The sequence below is a fragment of the Bacillus sp. B19-2 genome, from assembly GCF_022832475.1.
GTDB lineage: Bacteria > Bacillota > Bacilli > Bacillales > Bacillaceae > Bacillus > Bacillus paralicheniformis.
On sequence record NZ_JALHKQ010000002.1, the window covers coordinates 501,310 to 519,126 of the forward strand.

The 17,817-nt window shown below is 46.2% G+C and carries 21 protein-coding genes; 18 read left to right on the forward strand and 3 right to left on the reverse strand.

The window, feature by feature from the left end:
• The first annotated feature begins 16 nt into the window (after window positions 1-16).
• From MST20_RS09670 to mscL, 3 genes are all read left to right on the forward strand, one after another.
• A complete protein-coding gene (locus MST20_RS09670; protein WP_243941820.1) occupies window positions 17-844 on the forward strand; it encodes a flagellar hook-basal body protein in 828 nt (275 codons plus the stop codon).
• Between the two features lie 181 nt (window positions 845-1,025).
• Complete coding sequence (gene fabZ, locus MST20_RS09675) at window positions 1,026-1,460, forward strand: 3-hydroxyacyl-ACP dehydratase FabZ (RefSeq protein ID WP_003185902.1); 435 nt, start codon at window positions 1,026-1,028, stop codon at window positions 1,458-1,460.
• A gap of 70 nt (window positions 1,461-1,530) precedes the next feature.
• Window positions 1,531-1,911 carry a large conductance mechanosensitive channel protein MscL gene (mscL, locus tag MST20_RS09680; RefSeq protein WP_243941822.1) on the forward strand — a complete coding sequence of 127 codons (381 nt, stop codon included), beginning with the start codon at window positions 1,531-1,533 and terminating at the stop codon, window positions 1,909-1,911.
• A 39-nt stretch (window positions 1,912-1,950) separates the two neighbouring features.
• On the opposite strand, the gene MST20_RS09685 is transcribed toward mscL, so the two are convergent.
• Window positions 1,951-2,364: a YwpF-like family protein gene (locus MST20_RS09685; RefSeq protein ID WP_020453206.1), complete on the reverse strand. Its 414-nt coding sequence runs from the start codon at window positions 2,362-2,364 to the stop codon at window positions 1,951-1,953.
• 181 nt (window positions 2,365-2,545) lie between these two features.
• On the opposite strand from MST20_RS09685, the gene MST20_RS09690 reads away from it, so the two are divergent.
• The 12 genes from MST20_RS09690 (at window position 2,546) to MST20_RS09745 (ending at window position 11,301) form a co-directional block, all read left to right on the forward strand.
• Window positions 2,546-2,917, forward strand: a complete 372-nt coding sequence (locus MST20_RS09690) for a hypothetical protein (RefSeq protein ID WP_020453205.1) — start codon at window positions 2,546-2,548, stop codon at window positions 2,915-2,917.
• Window positions 2,918-3,021: 104 nt separating this feature from the next.
• Complete coding sequence (gene ssb / locus MST20_RS09695) at window positions 3,022-3,369, forward strand: single-stranded DNA-binding protein (RefSeq protein ID WP_243941824.1); 348 nt, start codon at window positions 3,022-3,024, stop codon at window positions 3,367-3,369.
• Between the two features lie 223 nt (window positions 3,370-3,592).
• Window positions 3,593-4,555 carry a sugar-binding transcriptional regulator gene (locus MST20_RS09700; protein ID WP_243941826.1) on the forward strand — a complete coding sequence of 321 codons (963 nt, stop codon included), beginning with the start codon at window positions 3,593-3,595 and terminating at the stop codon, window positions 4,553-4,555.
• Window positions 4,552-4,995, forward strand: coding sequence for a transcriptional regulator GutM (locus tag MST20_RS09705; RefSeq protein WP_065644226.1), 444 nt, complete (start codon window positions 4,552-4,554; stop codon window positions 4,993-4,995). The genes MST20_RS09700 and MST20_RS09705 overlap by 4 nt, the downstream gene beginning before the upstream one ends.
• Complete coding sequence (gene srlA / locus MST20_RS09710; RefSeq protein WP_279599991.1) at window positions 4,992-5,540, forward strand: PTS glucitol/sorbitol transporter subunit IIC; 549 nt, start codon at window positions 4,992-4,994, stop codon at window positions 5,538-5,540. The genes MST20_RS09705 and srlA overlap by 4 nt, the downstream gene beginning before the upstream one ends.
• Window positions 5,541-5,556: 16 nt before the next feature.
• Window positions 5,557-6,564 carry a PTS glucitol/sorbitol transporter subunit IIB gene (gene srlE / locus MST20_RS09715; RefSeq protein ID WP_165428273.1) on the forward strand — a complete coding sequence of 336 codons (1,008 nt, stop codon included), beginning with the start codon at window positions 5,557-5,559 and terminating at the stop codon, window positions 6,562-6,564.
• A gap of 23 nt (window positions 6,565-6,587) precedes the next feature.
• Window positions 6,588-6,959: a PTS glucitol/sorbitol transporter subunit IIA gene (locus MST20_RS09720; RefSeq protein WP_243941828.1), complete on the forward strand. Its 372-nt coding sequence runs from the start codon at window positions 6,588-6,590 to the stop codon at window positions 6,957-6,959.
• A gap of 20 nt (window positions 6,960-6,979) precedes the next feature.
• Entirely contained in the window at window positions 6,980-7,759 is a 780-nt protein-coding gene (gene srlD, locus MST20_RS09725; protein WP_243942549.1) for a sorbitol-6-phosphate dehydrogenase, read from the forward strand.
• Between the two features lie 20 nt (window positions 7,760-7,779).
• Window positions 7,780-8,445 (forward strand): transaldolase family protein, encoded by a 666-nt coding sequence (locus tag MST20_RS09730; RefSeq protein WP_243941830.1) that lies wholly within the window; start codon window positions 7,780-7,782, stop codon window positions 8,443-8,445.
• 142 nt (window positions 8,446-8,587) lie between these two features.
• Entirely contained in the window at window positions 8,588-9,358 is a 771-nt protein-coding gene (locus MST20_RS09735; protein WP_065644232.1) for a DeoR/GlpR family DNA-binding transcription regulator, read from the forward strand.
• 15 nt (window positions 9,359-9,373) lie between these two features.
• Complete coding sequence (locus MST20_RS09740) at window positions 9,374-10,252, forward strand: Cof-type HAD-IIB family hydrolase (protein WP_243941832.1); 879 nt, start codon at window positions 9,374-9,376, stop codon at window positions 10,250-10,252.
• Window positions 10,253-10,497: 245 nt separating this feature from the next.
• Entirely contained in the window at window positions 10,498-11,301 is an 804-nt protein-coding gene (locus MST20_RS09745; protein ID WP_243941834.1) for a YwqG family protein, read from the forward strand.
• A 38-nt stretch (window positions 11,302-11,339) separates the two neighbouring features.
• On the opposite strand, the gene MST20_RS09750 is transcribed toward MST20_RS09745, so the two are convergent.
• Both MST20_RS09750 and MST20_RS09755 read right to left on the reverse strand, forming a co-directional pair.
• Entirely contained in the window at window positions 11,340-14,105 is a 2,766-nt protein-coding gene (locus tag MST20_RS09750) for a DEAD/DEAH box helicase (protein WP_243941837.1), read from the reverse strand.
• A complete protein-coding gene (locus MST20_RS09755; protein ID WP_243941839.1) occupies window positions 14,092-15,690 on the reverse strand; it encodes an SWIM zinc finger family protein in 1,599 nt (532 codons plus the stop codon). The genes MST20_RS09750 and MST20_RS09755 overlap by 14 nt, the downstream gene beginning before the upstream one ends.
• A 215-nt stretch (window positions 15,691-15,905) precedes the next feature.
• Here MST20_RS09755 and MST20_RS09760 point away from each other — a divergent pair, with 215 nt between their 5' ends.
• The 3 genes from MST20_RS09760 (at window position 15,906) to MST20_RS09770 (ending at window position 17,777) form a co-directional block, all read left to right on the forward strand.
• The gene (locus tag MST20_RS09760) at window positions 15,906-16,049 is read left to right on the forward strand and encodes a YwzD family small protein (protein WP_003185866.1); all 144 of its coding nucleotides are present in this window, start codon (window positions 15,906-15,908) and stop codon (window positions 16,047-16,049) included.
• Between the two features lie 226 nt (window positions 16,050-16,275).
• The gene (locus MST20_RS09765; protein ID WP_243941841.1) at window positions 16,276-16,998 is read left to right on the forward strand and encodes a YveK family protein; all 723 of its coding nucleotides are present in this window, start codon (window positions 16,276-16,278) and stop codon (window positions 16,996-16,998) included.
• A gap of 26 nt (window positions 16,999-17,024) precedes the next feature.
• Window positions 17,025-17,777 (forward strand): tyrosine-protein phosphatase, encoded by a 753-nt coding sequence (locus MST20_RS09770; protein WP_243941843.1) that lies wholly within the window; start codon window positions 17,025-17,027, stop codon window positions 17,775-17,777.
• Window positions 17,778-17,817 lie beyond the last annotated feature (40 nt).

The window sequence follows — 17,817 nt, forward strand, 5'->3', positions numbered from 1 at the left end:
AGGATGTGGAAAAACGATGCTTAGATCCATGATCACGGCTTCAAACACAATGTTTGAACTGCAAAAACAAATTGATAATATCAGCCATAATCTTGCAAATACCGATACAACGGGATATAAGGCGAAAAACACGAGCTTTTCGGAACTGATCAGGCAGCAGATTGAACAGGTAAACGAGAAAAATAATGAAGTAGCGGCAAGCAGAAAGACGCCGCCCGGACTTCGGCTCGGCGTCGGAGCCGTCATGACCGACCGGCTGACACATAAACAGGGAAGCCTTAAGGAGACGGGCCGCGATCTTGATATCGCACTGACTTCTCCTTATCAGTACTTCCAGGTCAATGTCGACGGGGAAGTGCAATATACAAGAGACGGAGCATTTTACCTGACGCCTGCGGCTGGTAACGCCAACCAGATGCAGCTGGTGACGAAAGAAGGGCATGCCGTTCTTGACGAAAACGGAAACCCCATCAGTTTCAACCAGCGCTATAAACACATCAAAGTCGACGATTCGGGAAGTGTCACCGTTTCCTCAGACAATCAGGGTGAAGCGCCGTTGCGTTTTAACCTGGGAATCGTCCGGGCTGTCAAACCTCAGGCTCTAACGGAGGAAGGAAGCAATCTTTTTTCTGTCAGCGATGAATTGAGAGCAACTGCTCTTATCAATCTGAACGGAGCCGGGCGGCAGGACATTTCTCTAAAACAAGGATTCCTCGAATCATCAAATGTCGATGTATCGAAGGAAATGACCGACCTGATCTCTTCGCAGCGGTCTTATCAAATGAATTCCCGCGCCATCACGATGGGCGATCAAATGATGGGGCTGATCAATTCAGTTCGCTAGCACAGCAAAACAAGAGCCAGCCAAACAACGTTTGGTTCAGGCTCTTGTTTTTTCATTTTCAGCGTTGTCTCTCATCTTTTGTTGAAAAAGATTCCGTTTCATAATATACTTCCAGATGTACAGAATAAGGCACTGACATATCATTCTATACATATTTTTCGAAAAAGGAGATGTCAAGGCGATGCTTGATGCTCAGCAAATTAAAGAAATTATTCCCCACCGCTATCCCTTTCTGCTTGTAGACCGTGTGACAGAAGTAGAGGAAGGAAAACGGGCAGCGGGTTATAAAAATGTGACAGTAAATGAAGAATTCTTTAACGGACACTTTCCGGATTATCCGGTGATGCCTGGCGTTTTGATTGTTGAAGCGCTTGCGCAAGTGGGTGCCGTGGCGCTTTTGATGAAGGAAGAAAACCGCGGAAGGCTGGCGTTTTTTGCGGGAATTGACAGCTGCCGCTTCAAAAAGCAGGTCAAACCAGGCGATCAGCTCCATCTTGAGCTTGAAGTGCTTCGTTTCCGCGGTTCCATCGGCAAAGGAAAAGGAGTCGCGAAAGTGGACGGAGAAGTGGTCTGTGAAGCCGAATTGATGTTTTCTCTTGGCGAAAAACAGGAATAATGTAAGCAGAATGGGTTTTCGTAAAAGCCCATTTTGTTTTTTTATCTTAAAAGTGAAAAGGTGATCATTTATGTGGAAAGAATTTAAAAGCTTTGCGATTCGGGGAAATGTAATCGATCTTGCAATCGGGGTCATCATAGGAGGCGCCTTTGGAAAAATCGTGACTTCGATTGTCAATGATTTAATGATGCCGCTCCTCGGTCTTCTGCTAGGAGGCCTGGATTTTTCAGCGCTGTCGTTCACATTTGTTGATGCCGAAATTAAATACGGGCTGTTCATTCAGTCGATCGTCAATTTCTTTATTATTTCGTTTTCCATTTTTCTATTTATCCGTTATATCTCTAAGCTGAAGAAGAAGGATGCCGAAGAAGAAAAAGCTGCTCCTGATCCGCAGGAAGAATTGCTTAAGGAAATACGGGATTTGTTAAAAGAGCAGACGAAACGCTCTTAGAGCTATAGCGAAAAGGCTGTCCGGCGAAGACAGCCTTTTCTATATATTTTGTTTAAATGCTTCAAGAAGCCGGTCTCCGGAATATCCTTCTTTCATTAAATCTTCCAAAATCTTGTCGGAGCCTTTCCTCAGCTTTGAGCTGACCATTTTGCCGTCTAATAAGACGGAAACATGCTCGCCTAGTACCGTGATCTTTTTGACCTTCGCTAACAGCTGTGCGGGGCGGTTGCTTTTTTTCGTGATCGTTACATATGTTTTCACTTCTTTGCCTTCCTGAAGGAGGTATTCGAAAAAATACCGGTATTCTTTCGAAACCAGCCCCTCAACCATCCAGTGGTTTTCTCCGTCTTCTTTATTAATGATAAGGCCGTCGATCAGCGGGAACTCCTCGAGCCGCTTTGAAGTTTCATCCTGGCGGACAATTTTTAAATCAATAAGCCTAAAGGTTTTCACTAGTATCACCTCACAAGCTTCCATAGTTGTATAACCATTATAGCACATTCGCTTGGAAGAACTCTTGACCCTGGTTTGTTTATGCAATAGGAGCATATTCGTATTTTAAATTTTGCAAAAAGTATTTTATAATGCTTTGTTTTTATTTATACTTTAGGTGATATTGAGCAGGAGGTGACTTATGAACCATTTTTACTTAAAAGAAGTATTTGTGATCGCAAGCAATCCAGCTGCTGACTGCCGTCAATATATGCCTATGATTTGCTTTTCAGCCGGGAACAAAAAGCACGAAATCAGCACGTATGCCAATGAAGGCATCGTGTTTCGCTATGAAACAAAAGACAGAATGGAAATATACGAATTTCAAGTAACGATTAAACAGAAAGAGTTGTCATTCCGTTTGTATGCTTGGGACGGGGGCTCATATGTCCGCGTATATTCAGAGCGGTGGCTGGCATCTCCTGTTTTTTTTCAGTTTCTGAAAAATACGTATTTCTCAAATAACAATGAGATGATTTTTTTAATTAATGGCAGAAAGAAACAAAAATTATGACGTGAACCCGGGTTTTTTCCGGGTTATTTTTCTTTTATGATGATTTTGCTTAAATACCGATCTCTTATAAACTGGGGATACCCGAACAGGAAGGGAGGGACGAAATGTTTAATGAGATCATGCTGGTCGGGCGTTTGACTAAAGATCCCGAACTTCGGTACACATCTGACGGTGTCCCTGTTGCAAATGTGACGCTGGCTATCAGCAGGCCTTTCAAAAATGCAGCAGGCGAAATTGAAGCGGACTTTGTCAATTGCACCCTGTGGCGCAAAACTGCCGTGAACACAGCCGAATATTGCGAAAAAGGCTCCATCATCGGGCTGAGCGGAAGAATCCAGACTCGCCAATACGTCAATTCAGAAGGCGAACGCGTCTTTATTACAGAAGTTGTCGCACGGTCAGTCAGGTTTTTGGGAGAAAGCCGAAAAGCGCATGAGCCGGCGGAAGCTTAAACCGTAAAATTCCTTCTATAATCACCTTTCTTTAAAAAGAATCAATCAATATCCCCTATTTTATCCCCCTGTATGACCGGTTTTGAATGACCGGTTTTTTTATTTTAGACAAAAAATAGACAAATTTAAATTGACGCCCAAAAATTCCGTATGTATAATGTAAGCGAATACAACAACAAATGATCAATGTTTGCACAAATGTGCAAAGGTAAAGGGTGATCTTATGGAAATGAAGGATGATAAACGCCTTCTGATCAAAGTCTGCAAAATGTACTACGAAGAGGATATGACACAGAGCCAGATTGCAAACGCAACAGGGATATACAGAACAACCGTCGGACGCATGCTGAAAAAAGCGCGCGAGGAAGGAATCGTTAAAATCACGATCGATGACCATATCGGGACACACTATGATTTGGAACGGGAGCTCGAACAGCTGCTCGGGCTTAAAGAAGTGTACATATGCGACGCAAAACCGGAACAAACAGCTGAAGACAAGAAGAAACTCGTCGGCAAAGCCGGTGCCGAAATCTTAAAACGCGTCGTGAAAGACGGAGATACGGTAGGCTTCGCATGGGGGACGACGATGGCGGGAATGATCGGGGAGTTTCACGGCGTCAAAAAACGGAGCGCTTCATTTGTGCCGCTTGTCGGCGGTCCGGGCGCCATGGATACGAAATATCACGTGAACAGCATCGTCTACAGCATTGCCGGTGACTTTGGAGGCACGCCCTACTTTATAGACGCGGCAGCCGTTGCCGAAAAAAAAGAAACGAAAGAGGAAATCGTCAAGTCCCACTATTTCAAAAAAATAGAAAGTCTGTGGAACGGCCTTACCGTGGCAGCCGTCGGGATCGGAGCGCCGCTTAGTTCTTCAAATATGATCTGGACCGGATTTTACGGCGATCAGGATATCGAGCGCCTTGAAGAAAAACAGGCGGTCGGAGATATATGCTCGCGTTTCTTTGATCGTTCGGGTGCATTGGTAGAAACAGAGATTCATGACAGAACCATCGCGATAGACATCAACCGGTTAAAGAATTTGGAGTATTCCATCGGTCTTGCCGAATCCCATGAAAAAGTCCCTTCTATTATCGGGGCTGCAAAAGGCCGCTATATTAATATTTTGGTGACAACTGCCGAAACAGCCAGAGAAATTGCCGAGGAGGTAAGAAACCAATTATGATCATTTACTTTATCATCGCCCTTGGAGCTGCATGGCTTCTCCAAAGCGTTTTTGGTTTTTTGCAAATCAGGCACTTCAACCGAACATTCGCCGCATACAGACGTATGGGAAGAGTCGCGGTCGGAAGGAAGACCGGCTTATTCAGAGCCGGAACTGTCGTCCTGTTTGTCATTGACAAGCGCAATAAAATTTTGAAGGCGTCAAAAATGCAAGGTGTCACCGTCTTTTCAAGAATCAGGCCTTTAAAAGGGTTTGAAGGAAAGTATTTGCTGAAGATCGGACAAGCGGAGCTTGCCCGGCACGACCGCCTCACACGGCTCGCAATTGAAGATGCCTTGAAAACATTCGACATCATCACGAAAGGGGGTGATGTCCCGCAGAAGAAAACGCGGCTTCAAAAACTGATGAGCTTTCAAATCAAAAAAAGAGGTGAATTATGAAAAACGTAACATGGCTTGCGGAAAAGTTTATGGACTTATTCAGGCATGGCGGAGAAGTGTTTGTCAGTATGCTTACAGACATCGTTCCTTTATTGATTATGCTGCTTGTCGCCATGAATGCCCTCATACGCCTGATAGGAGAAAAGCGCGTCGAAGCGCTCGCGAGAAAGTCGGGAAAAAATCCATTAACGAGATACATGGTTTTGCCTGTCATTGGTACGTTCATGCTTGCAAATCCAATGACGCTGTCGCTTGGCAGGTTCTTGCCTGAAAAATACAAACCGAGCTATTATGCGGCTGCATCCTATTCCTGTCACACGCATAACGGACTTTTCCCGCACGTGAATCCGGGCGAGCTGTTTGTTTTCCTCGGGATTGCCGCAGGAATTACGACGCTGGGGCATGAAACGGCCGAGCTCGCTCTCCGCTATCTTCTGGTCGGGATTGTGACAAACTTTCTCAGGGGCTGGGTAACGGATATGACAACGGCTTATGTCGCGAAACAGCAGGGCATTGCCTTAAAAGATTCGATTGATCTTAAATAAGAAAGGCGGTTTACAGATGAGTTCCTATCGTTCGGTTGAAGTTTCAAAAGGGCCGGGAGGGTTTGGCGGGCCTCTGGTGATCACGCCTGATGAAGAGAGAAATAAAATCGTGTACGTCACCGGCGGAAATAAACCCGATTTTGCGGATCATTTAGCTGAGCTGACGGGGTGCACCCTGGTCGACGGTTTTAAAACGACAGTACCCGAAAGCGAAATGGCCGCTGTGATCATCGACTGCGGAGGGACGCTGCGCTGCGGTCTTTACCCGCAAAAGCGAATTCCGACGATCAATGTGATGGCGACCGGAAAAAGCGGGCCGCTTGCCGCCCATATTACAGAAGATATATATGTTTCCGGAGTAAAAAAAGAGAATATTAAACTGCTGGGAGCTGTGGAGGAGCCTGAACAGTCTAATATTCCAGAAGAAAAACAAATGCAAAATAAACAAAACCATTATAGCACAGAGAAAAAAATTAGTGAACAGCAGTCGCCGAAAGGGATGATGGCGACAATCGGGATGGCCATGGGATCGGTTGTCAGCACGTTTTATCAAGCGGGACGGGAAGCAATTGAAACCGTTATCAAAACAATTCTTCCGTTCATGGCTTTTGTGGCTCTGTTGATCGGCATCATTAAAGAGTCTGGCATCGGAGACATTTTTGCCAAATATTTATCACCATTTGCAGGGTCACTGCCCGGATTGCTATTAATCTCGCTTGTTTGTTCATTTCCGCTGCTTTCCCCGTTCCTAGGACCTGGGGCGGTGATTGCACAAGTTGTCGGTTCGCTGATCGGTGTCGAGATCGGCAAAGGAAACATTCCGCCGAATTTGGCGTTGCCGGCGTTATTTGCGATCAATTCGCAAGCGGCTGCCGACTTTGTTCCAGTCGGTCTGGGCCTTGCGGAAGCGGAAGTCGAAACGGTTGAAGTCGGGGTGCCGTCGGTGCTGTATTCGCGTTTTCTGACGGGGGCGCCAACCGTTTTCATTGCTTGGCTGGCCAGCTTTGGCATGTATGACAGCTGAGGTTTTCTTAAGGAGGGAGAATGATGGTCATGCTGTATGAAACAAAAATAAACAAAATCGGAGCTCAAGCAACGGCATTTTCAGATGAAAAGATGCTCATCTTATTTGGCGAAGGTGCTCCGGATGAATTGAAAGATTATTGTTTATCAATTGATATAAATCCTGTAGAAGGCGACTTCAATGAAGGCGATGAGCTCATACTGGGCGGTGAGTCCTACAAAATCACAGCCGTTGGCGGCGCCGTTCGGCAGAACCTGGCGAATCTCGGGCATATTACGCTGAAATTTGACGGATCGGCTTCAGCCGAGCTGCCGGGAACGCTGTACCTTGAACGAAAAGAACAACTGCCGGAGGTTTCAGCAGGAGACTGTATTCAAGTTAAAAGATTCTCATAAGGAGCGGGTGCAATGTGGAGATGAATAAAGGAAAAGTGGCATTGATATGCGGCGGCGGCCAAAGTCTCGGAGAAGCGCTGTCCTACCGTATGGCAGAGGCGGGATATGACATCGCGGTCGCAGACATCAACGGCGAGAACGCCGAAAGGACGGCTGAACATGCAGCCGGTCAATACGGGGTCAAATCGCTGTGGATTCAAGCGGATTTTACAAAGGAAGCCGATGTGGAAAAAATGATCGGCAGGGTCACGGAGGAATTCAATAAAATCGATGTGATGGTATATAGTGCGGGAATCGCCAAAAGCAATAAGATCACAGATTTTGAGCTTGAAGACTGGGAACGGACAATCGAAGTCAATTTAACCGGGTATTTTCTTTGCGCGAGGGAAACGTCGAAGGTCATGATTGAGCAGGGAAGCGGGTCAATCATTCAAATCAACTCCAAATCGGGAAAAGTCGGCAGCAAACATAATACAGCTTATTCAGCTTCCAAATTTGGAGGCGTCGGTCTCACTCAAAGCCTCGCGCTTGATCTTGCCGAACACAACATTCGCGTGAACAGCATTATGCCGGGGAATTTGTTAAAATCGCCGATGTTCCAAAGCTTGATCCCGCAATACGCGAAAAAGCTCGGCATTCCGGAGAGCGAAGTAGAGCGTGTGTACACCGACAAAGTGCCGCTCGGAAGGGGCTGTACGTATGATGACATCGCCAATGCCATCCTATTTTACGCTTCTGACCAGGCATCTTATATGACGGGTCAATCGATCAATGTAACCGGAGGGCAGGTCATGCACTAAAAAACGAGGGGGACGCGATAATGAACATGCTGATTGATTCAGCGCATATACCGGAGATTGAAAGATTGCTGGATTCATTTCCCGCTGGCGGCGTCACAACAAATCCGACGCTGATCGCGAGGGAGAAGCAGCCCTTTAAACAGCAGATTCAAGATATTCGGCGGCTCCTTCCCGAGCATCTGCCTCTCCATGCCCAGGTGATCGCCGACCAATGGCGGGATATGGTCGATCAGGCGAAGGCGCTCTATAACTGGCTGGATGGAAACGTGTCGGTGAAAATTCCGGTGACGGCTCAAGGACTTTACGCGATCAGAAAGCTTGCGGCTGAAAACATCCAGACCACAGGGACAACGGTTTATACCGCTGCACAGGCTGTACTGGCGGCAAAAGCCGGCGCCTCCTCTGTCGCGCCGTATGTCAATCGCATAGATCAAGAGTATGGTAATGGGGCGGGCGTTGTCAAAACGATTGTCGGCTTATTTAACACATACCGTTTAAATTGCAAAGTGCTTGCGGCAAGCTTTAAACATAACCGTCAAATTCTTGCCGTCATGGAAGCGGGGAGCCATGAGGCGACAATCAGCCCTGAACTTTTAAGCCATTTGGCTGATCATCCGGCTGCAGACCGTGATATCCATGCGTTTCGTGAAATTTGGCACTCTCAATATGGAACATTTTCAATTTAACGTGCGAGCCTGAGGGCCGGGAAACCGGACTCAGGCTTTATCTTTACTTATAATTACTTATATGTTCTTGATTTATTCGGTGTAATAACTTATAATCGCTTATAAATAATGAATTTTACTTGTGTAAAGAAGGAATGATCGAGTGTATCAAGAGGAAAGGTTAATTTCCATCATCGACTATTTAAAAGAGCGTAAACGGATTTCCGTTGAACAAATTTGTTCTTTATTCGGAGTTTCAAGAGATACGGCAAGGCGGGATCTGGTCAAATTGCAGGAGCAAGGCGCTATTATCAGAACAAGGGGCGGGGCGATTCTGCCTACCGTTCATGATGAGGTCAAAGACTATTCGGGCAGGCTGGGCATGGTTTCCGAAGAAAAAAGCATGATCGGAAAAGCAGCCGCTTCTTTAATCAGAGAAGGCGACCATATGATTTTGGATGCTTCCACGACAGTCCAATCGTGCGCCGAGCATTTGCCGGATGTCAATTGCACGATCATCACCAATTCGATTAACCTTGCAGACGTTCTTTCCTCAAGAAAAGGTGCTGATATCCACCTGCTTGGAGGGAAGCTTCAAAAAGAGCACCGCTTTTTGTACGGCGCCTCCGTCATTGAAAAGCTGTCATGCTATCATGTTGATAAAGCGCTGATCGGCGTGGTGGGGATTTCCGAACACGGGCTTACAATCGCCCATGAGGAGGATGGAATGGTGAAGCGGAAAATGATTTCCCAAGCGAAACAAGTGATAGCGCTTGCCGACCATTCGAAAATCGGGAGAACGGATTTTTACCGGTATGCTGAACTCAGTGATATCGATCTTCTCATTACAGACCGGCTGCCGCCGAAACCGTTTCAGAAACTGCTTGATGAACATGATGTGGAGCTGCTCGTGGCTGAACATCACGATACTTAAGGGGGAAAACAGCAGATGAAAATGATTGCAGTCGATTTAGACGGGACGTTGTTAAACAGTGAAAGCAAGATCTCTAAAGAAAACATCGATGCGATTAAAAAAGCGCGGGAACACGGGATTGAAGTAGTGGTTGCCACGGGGAGAGCATCCTTTGATGTGCAAGCGATTTTTGAGCCGACAGGTATTAAAACATGGATTATCAGTGCCAACGGAGCGGTAATTCATGATCCTGAAGGCCGCCTTTACCACTCGGTGCCGCTTGACCGGAAACGGGCGGAAGGAATTCTTCAATGGCTTGAAGAAAAGAATTACTATTATGAGGTATTCAGCGATGAAGCGATCTTCACGCCGCAAAACGGCCGCGAGCTGCTTGACATTGAGCTGGACCGCTTGAAAAGCGCAAATCCCGGGGCCGATCTTTCAAGGCTGGAACTCGCGGCTGAACAGCAGCTCAGCCAAAACGGATATGCGTACATCAGCTCCTATACCGACCTGTTTTTAGCGGGAAAAGATGTCAATGTATATAACATATTAGCTTTTTCTTTTCATAAAGAAAAACTGGAAACGGGATGGCAGCGATTTAAAGATGCGCAAGATATTACGCTTGTCACTTCAGCCGAGCATAACTTTGAGATTGAGCATCTTCAGGCGTCAAAAGGGCTGGCGTTGGAAAAGCTTTCACGCAAGCTCGGCATTTCCCTTCAGGAAACAGCTGCCGTTGGAGACAGCCTCAATGATTTTTCGATGCTGAAGATCGCGGGGAAAAGCTTTGCCATGGGCAATGCGCGCGAAGACATTAAAGAGATGGCTGATGAGGTGACGCTTACTAATGATGAAAATGGCGTCGCTCACATCTTGAATCAGCTGATTGAACAGCAAGTCAAACCGGTTTAATTCGTACATCCTTTCAAATCGGCGTGATGCCGGTACACGGCAGCGTAACGATTGAAGGAGTGCGGTTAAGCAGCGGATGTTATTGATCCGCGGGCTGCCGACAATGTCGGCAGCCTTTATTAATGTGGTCTGACCCGGCGATTATGACTTTTGATTCATTGTTGGTAATGGTTGATTTTGTTACTATTTAACTATTGATTGTATTTGAAATGAAGAGTCACCTGATCAAAAGGAGAATGACAAAAATGAAAAAGCCGTTTCAATTACCCGAAAAAATGGCCCGATACCGCGGGCAATTCGAACAATCAGCGCGGGATTTTTTGAAGCTTGACACGACAAAAGGAAAAACAGGCCGATATGACAGCAAATTGGCCGGCGATCCTTATTTTCCAAAGTCAGAACAGTATCCTGTCGATTCGCAGGGCAAGCCGATGAAACTGCTTGCGCAAATTAATTTTTCAGACATGCCCCGCCTTGAGAATTTCCCGGAATCCGGGATTCTGCTTTTTTTCATTTCAGTAAGTGATGATGTTTACGGTTTAAATTTTGACGATCCGTGTGAACAGTCGAGTTTTTGCTTCAAGTATTTTGAGAATATCACCCAAAATGAAGACGAGCTTGTCGACGACTTTTCGTTTGTGAAGCTTGAGGACGAGCTGGCATTTCCGATTGGATGCGAAGCTTCAATCACGCCTGACATAGGGTCTGAACTTGTCTCTGCGTCTGACTTTCAATTTGAGCGATACGCGGGAACAGATGCTTGGACATTCTTTGAGCAATTCGGCGATCAAGAGGAAACGGTGTTCGAAGAATACCATGAAATGTACGGCGGCTTCTCCCATAAGATCGGGGGCTACGCAGCCTTCACGCAAGATGATCCGCGGGAAGACGATTTTCCGGATCATACCGTTCTGCTATTGCAAATTGATTCTGATGAGGACATTGATGCCATGTGGGGAGATGTCGGGATTGCCAATTTTTTTATAAGGCCTGATGATTTAAAGAATAAGGACTTTTCAAACGTATTGTATAATTGGGACTGTCATTAACATAAAAAACAGCTGTCTATAGCAGACAGCTGTTTTATTTAACCCGTAATAGCCGAAGCGTTCAGGGTAAATAGCTCCTCAAGTTCATGCTCGGAAAGCTCGGTGATCCAATTTTCGCTTTGGATGATTTGATCGTTGAGCGATTGCTTCGATTCGAGCATGTGGTCGATTTTTTCTTCAATTGTGCCGGTAGTGATCAGTTTATGAACGTGGACAAACCGTTTCTGTCCAATTCTGTAGGCTCGGTCTGTCGCCTGATTTTCAACCGCGGGATTCCACCATCTGTCATAATGGATGACGTGATTGGCGGCCGTCAAATTGAGGCCTGTGCCCCCGGCTTTTAATGATAAGATCAGAATCGGAAATTCCTTGTTCTGAAACTGCTCCACCATTTTGTCCCGTTCTAGCTTGGATAAACTGCCGTTCAGAAACTTGACCGGTTCGCCGAAAGACTTTTCGAGCAGGCGCTTCATCATATCTCCCATCCCGAGATATTGGGTGAAAATCAGGCAGCTTTCATCGCTTTCGCGAATCGTCTTCGTCAGCTCAAGCAGTTTTTCGAGCTTAACTGACCTTCCGTTCAGGAGCTCGCTCCCGGTCTCTTTTAAGTAAAGGGCAGGATGGCCGCAGATTTGTTTAAGCTTGCCGAGCATACTTAAGATGAGAGCTTTACGCTGCATTCCGGCGAGGCTTGACATATGTTCAAACGTATCTTTGACAAGCTGTTCATATAGTGAAGCCTGTTCTGCGGAGAGCGGGATGAACTCTTTTTCTTCCTGTTTTTCAGGCAGGTTGAGCGCGACTTCCTTGTCCTGCTTTGTCCGTCTTAATAAAAACGGTTTGATCAGCTGCTGGAGCTGTTCGATCCGTTTTTCGTCGCGATCTTTTTCAATCGGCAGGACAAAACGCTTATGGAAGCTGCCAAGGCTTCCGAGATAGCCTTTGTTCATGAAATCGTAGATCGACCACAGCTCCGTCAGGCGGTTTTCCATCGGAGTCCCGCTGAGCGCGATATGATGGAGGCCTTTCAGTTTTCTGATTGAACGGGATTGTTTCGTGTGCGCATTTTTAATATTTTGGGCTTCGTCAAGGCAGATGCAGTTCCAGGCGACGCTGCTGAGATCGTCAAAGTCGGATTGGGCGAGGCCGTATGACGTCAAGACGATATCCGAATCTTTGTAACATTCCTGAAACGCTTCACCTTTAGGGCGTTTTGGCCCGTAATGGAGCGCCGCCGTCAGGCCGGGCGCGAAGGTCTCGAGTTCGCGCTGCCAGTTCCCGAGGACGGAAGTCGGCGCAATGATGAGAGACGGCGTTTGTTGTCCCTGTTCTTTTAAATAGGCGAAATAGGCGATCATCTGGATGGTTTTTCCGAGCCCCATATCATCTGCCAGGCAGGCGCCGAAGCCGCAGTTTCTGAGAAAGATCAGCCAGTTCAAACCGTCTTCCTGATAAGCCCTGAGCGTTCCGTGAAAATATTTGCTGACCGGGTATGACGGGAGATCATCGCGCTGGTTCAGCTTTCTGATCATGTTTTTCAGTTGATAAGACAGTTCAAACTGCACATCGCTGAATGCGGAAGCATCGAACAGATCATCATCCTCGCGGGTTTCGCTCCGCTCCGTCAGCTCGCGCGCCAGGATGTCAGACATATGAAGCCCCTCTGTTTCTGCTCGTTCCATCAGCTTTTTCATTTGTTTAATAAAATTCGGATCGATTTTAATCCACTGTCCGCGTATGTTGACAAGCCGTCTTTTATTGGCGACAAGCTGCTCGAATTCTTCTTCTGTAAGTTCGATTCCGTTCGTAGCAAAACGCCAGTTGAAGTCCATCAATGCATTCATTCCGACAAAAGACTCGCCGCGGGGAGCCGATGACACTTTCGCTTTCAGGAGCATGTTGCTGTCTCTGACGATTTGCCACCATGACGGCAGCAAAATTTCAATTCCCATGCTGACAAGAGTTTCGCTTGCTTCGGAGAGGAAGATCCATGCTTCCTCTTCCGTTAAAAGCGTCGTCCCCGAGTCGATCGTCAGCCACGGCACGATTTGGCGGAATCTGTCTTGTTCGCGGGCGATTTTATCAGCGTATGCCTGCCACGATTTTTTCAGCCTGTTCAAGCCTTCAAAGAACTGAATGGCGCCGCTTTTTTTGTCGCGCAAAAACAGTTCGATTTTCCAATCGTCTCCGTCAAAGTCAGGTTCATTTAAGCGGAGTCCGACAGTAAACGGCACAGGGTTTTCATGCCAGCCGATCGTTTCAAGAAAATCGTCTTCATCGAGAAAGTGTCCCTGAAATGTGGTGACGGCGGGAGAATGTGCGACAATCGATTCCCATTTTGCTTTTAACTCGTCATTGTAGTTGATGTAGTCTTCGACAGCGTGTGAAAACCATTCAGCTGTATAGCCTTCCAAAATCCCTTCTTTATCTTTCCAGCGCAGCACCTCTTGCTTCCATGCTTCATAGTCGGGAAGGAAGTCTTCATCTGCGATAAACTCATAAATGGTGGAAGCCGTTTTCATTAAAGGTTCGGTTTCCTCGGTGAGGATGATGTCGCTGTATGAATTAAATGAGTTTTTGCCGAGAAATTCCACCGCCATCCACGGGGACAGCAGAACCGCCGGAGTATCTAAACCGGCATCTTCGAGAAACGTTCCGTAGAAAGACGATTCGTGCCACTGAAACAAATGCCTTTCCATTTCATTTCGCGTGAGAAACTGATGATCCTCGTCATGACAAGATAAAATGAATGTATAGTCTTCTGATTGTTCGACATGTATCACGATTTCCTTAAGACTCGCCATCGATCAACTTTCCTTTCTTAAGCTCCTCCTGGAAGGCTCTCAGCCGTTTATAGCGGGCTGAAAACTGCTCTATAAACCGGTTCCAGACATCCTGTTTTTTCGATTTTTTATAAAGGGTGCGCAGCTTTTTTAATTGTTTGACGGCTTCTTTGTAGCTTGAGCGGTTTTTTTGTTCAACCAGCCCGGAAATTTCTCTGTGATAGGAAGGAATCAATGCTTCAGGAGCCGCTGCTGCAATATCTTTCAAGGCGTTCTGCCCGATCTCAGAGATTGAAAAACCGACAAGGCTGTGGATCTCCATCCACTCCGTAAAGCGGTTTTTGTTATATAAAAAATGGCTGTATTCAGTAAACGTATAAGGAAGGCACTTTTTGCAATACCGTTCATATACATGCTCTTCTTTTGCGTTTTTGCTGTAATCGCTCAGAAACAGGAAGAATTCGCTTAAAACATCGCGTATTTCCCGGTACGGCTTATCCAGTCTGCAGAAGCCGGCTGCAAGCTGCTCAAGGTGTTCATACCATTTTTTCAGGCGCTTCCAGTCTTTTTTGGCGGTCATGACGCTGAGCCATTGAAATGTATAAGGAAGAATCTCAGGTGAAAACGATCCGGCTTGATCAAGAATCACATCGTCGTTTTTCAGCAGAAATTCAAGATGCAGCCTGCCGAATTGTATTTCAGGCGACGGCTCCATATCGTTGAGCACATCGAGTTCCCGCTTCAGCCAGGTTGGACGGGACAGAAGCGCACTCCAGATTTCCCCGAAAATCCGCAGCCTTTCATACTGAAAAATGTCTTTCTTGAGCAGCAGTTCCCGAATCACGCCGGGGGTTTTTTCTAAAAACGGGTCAAGGGAGAACGATAGCGCATATGTTTTCAGTTCATCGATCGAGCTGTAGATCGTATCCATCAGCTGTTCGATATAAGGATTCAGCGAGTAAAAATCCTTTTCAGGATCGATACGCCCTTTCTCGACGAGCGAATGCATGGCAAGCCATGTCGCAAGAGCCGCGTGGATTTGATACATTTTTTTCAGCTCCGGCTCCGCAGGCGTCCGCTTTTTTAAAGCTGAAAAATACCCGTAGTAAAGGTATTGCATCGTTTGCTGGTTTTTAGGCGTATGCTCTTCCCATCGTCTGAACTCCGTTTTGAAAAATGATGTCCATTGATCGAGCGTATGGCTGCGGGGCTTCATTCCGCGCTGAAGCTGTCCGAGAATATCCCTGTTTTCGCGGCGTTTTTGCGCTTCTTTCCAAAACTCCGTAAACGTTCCCAATCGATCATATTGTGCATACAGATATAAGTAAACGGCAAGCACATGCCGGCAGATGTTTTGAGCAGGGCAGGAACAGCTGCTTTTTTTAACGTCGTCGAGGTCGATGAAGACCTTCACCGGGACCACATCCTGAACGTAAGCGCTGACCGTATGCCCGCTCATCGGCTTGACCCGATAGACGGAATCCTGTCTGTATAAAATAAGGGCTTTTTTCATGAGCTGAATGTTATCTTCTGTGCACGGCAGTACATGCTTAAACTGTTCAGCTGCATCCATCACAACCGTTTTTGAAATCATGTCTTGAAGCATGTCTATCGCTCCTAACCGAATGGCTTTTAAAAAGTTTCCAATCTCTCTATTATAGCTTAATCAATCCGTCCAAAAAAGATTTTCTCAGGAAAAGGACATAAAAACGGATGGCTGTCGAATAATGTAATAGACTATGGCAAATTGATTCTTTACATCATATAATTTGAAATATAATCAGAAATGTTTTAATTTATGGAAGCTGAAAGGAAAAGGATATGGATGACAAGGAATTGAATCAGGAAGAATTTTTGAGAATTCTTATGCATGCGTATGACGTTGGTGAAAAATCAAAAGACATAACGACGAAAGAACTTCTTGAAGATCTCATTCTTCATATCAAAAATGGATATACGACGTAAAAGGTGTGCAAACTGCGGTTTGCACACCTTTTTCGTTCAGCAAAAAGCGCGCAGGTCCTGCAAAAGTCGATATTTAATACCATATAAAGACGCGATTTCCCCGGTATCTCCCGTTATTTGTCAGGATTCATTTCTTTCGGAAACGAAATAACCATGTATAATCAAAGGGAGGTGTTTAATGTGCTGAAAATTTAAATAAATACACGAATCCTAAAGGGAGGCTTTTATGAGAGATCATATCGGCTTTAAAGATGTGTTCATCATTTTGAAAAAAAGATTCGTTCTGATCGCACTGATCACCAGTGCGGCCGCTCTGTCCAGTGCGGCCGTCAGCTTTTATTGGCTTACACCCGTCTACCAGGCATCCGCCCAAATCCTCATCAACGGCCGTCAAACGTCGAACTTCACCGATATTCAGACCAACCTTGAGCTTATCAACACTTACAACGTCATTATGAAAAGCCCGATCATCTTAAATAAGGTTAAAGACGAACTTAACCTTCCGGAAACGGCTGAAGACCTGAAGGAAAAAATTACGGTTATCAGCGAAAATGAATCACAGATTGTCAGTATCTCCGCGACTGACAAGGATTATTCCAAGGCGGCGGACATCGCGAACACGGTCGTCGCCGTATTCCAAAGGGACATTGACGGTATTATGGGTGAAAATACCGAAGTCAGCCTTGTTGCGAAAGCAAACCCCGAACATTCGCCTGCTCCCGTCAGCCCGAACAAGAAATTCAACATCGCCGTTTCTACAGGATTCGGCCTGCTGTTTGGCGCAGGGCTTGCATTTTTACTCGAGCTTTTGAAAAATACCATTCGAAATGAAGAAGACATTGAAAAAGAGCTGAGCATTCACGTGTTGGGAAATATTCTGTATGTGAAACCGAAAAAAGGACAAGCCCGGAAGCTGGAAAGCTTTGTCGGCAAAGACCATACGTTCTAAAACGGGAAAACACGGGGAGGTCGCCTATGATCGATATTCATTGCCACATTCTTGCGGACATTGATGATGGAGCAGCATGTATGAATGACAGTATAGAAATGGCTAAACAAGCCGCCCGCCAAGGGATTCATACGATTATCGCCACACCTCACCACCGAAACGGTGTATACGAACACCAAAAAGAGGCCATCCTTGCAGCTGTTTCGGGTTTAAAGACGCGGGTGCAAAAGGAAAACATCCCGGTGCTCATTGCTCCCGGACAGGAAATCCGCCTGTACGGCGAATTGAAGCGCGATCTTGAGCGCGGCAGACTGCTCAGTCTCGCCGGCACAAAGTATTTGCTGATTGAACTTCCTTACCACCATGTTCCGCGGTATGCCGAAAAGCTGCTGTTCGATCTTCAGTTAAATGGTTACATTCCGGTTATCGCACACCCTGAGCGGAACCTTGAATTGATGGAGAATCCGGATCTGCTGTACCGCCTTGTCAAAAACGGCGCGTGCGTCCAGCTGACATGTTCAAGTCTTGCCGGCCGCTTTGGCAGAAGTGTCAAACGGCTCGCCCGCCGCTTTCTTGAAGCAAACCTCGTCCACTTTCTCGCATCAGACGCCCACAACCTCACGAGCCGATCTTTCTTTTTTGATGCAGTGGAAAACGATTACGGCCGCGATTTCTTAAACGTGTTTACAAAAAACGCGGGTCTGCTCCTGGAAAACCGGGAGATTCATAAAGAAACACCGCGTCCCGTTAAAAAGAAAAAGCTGATGGGCCTGCTGTGAAAGTTATTCACAAAAGCCCGTCAGCCAAAATGTCAGCGCC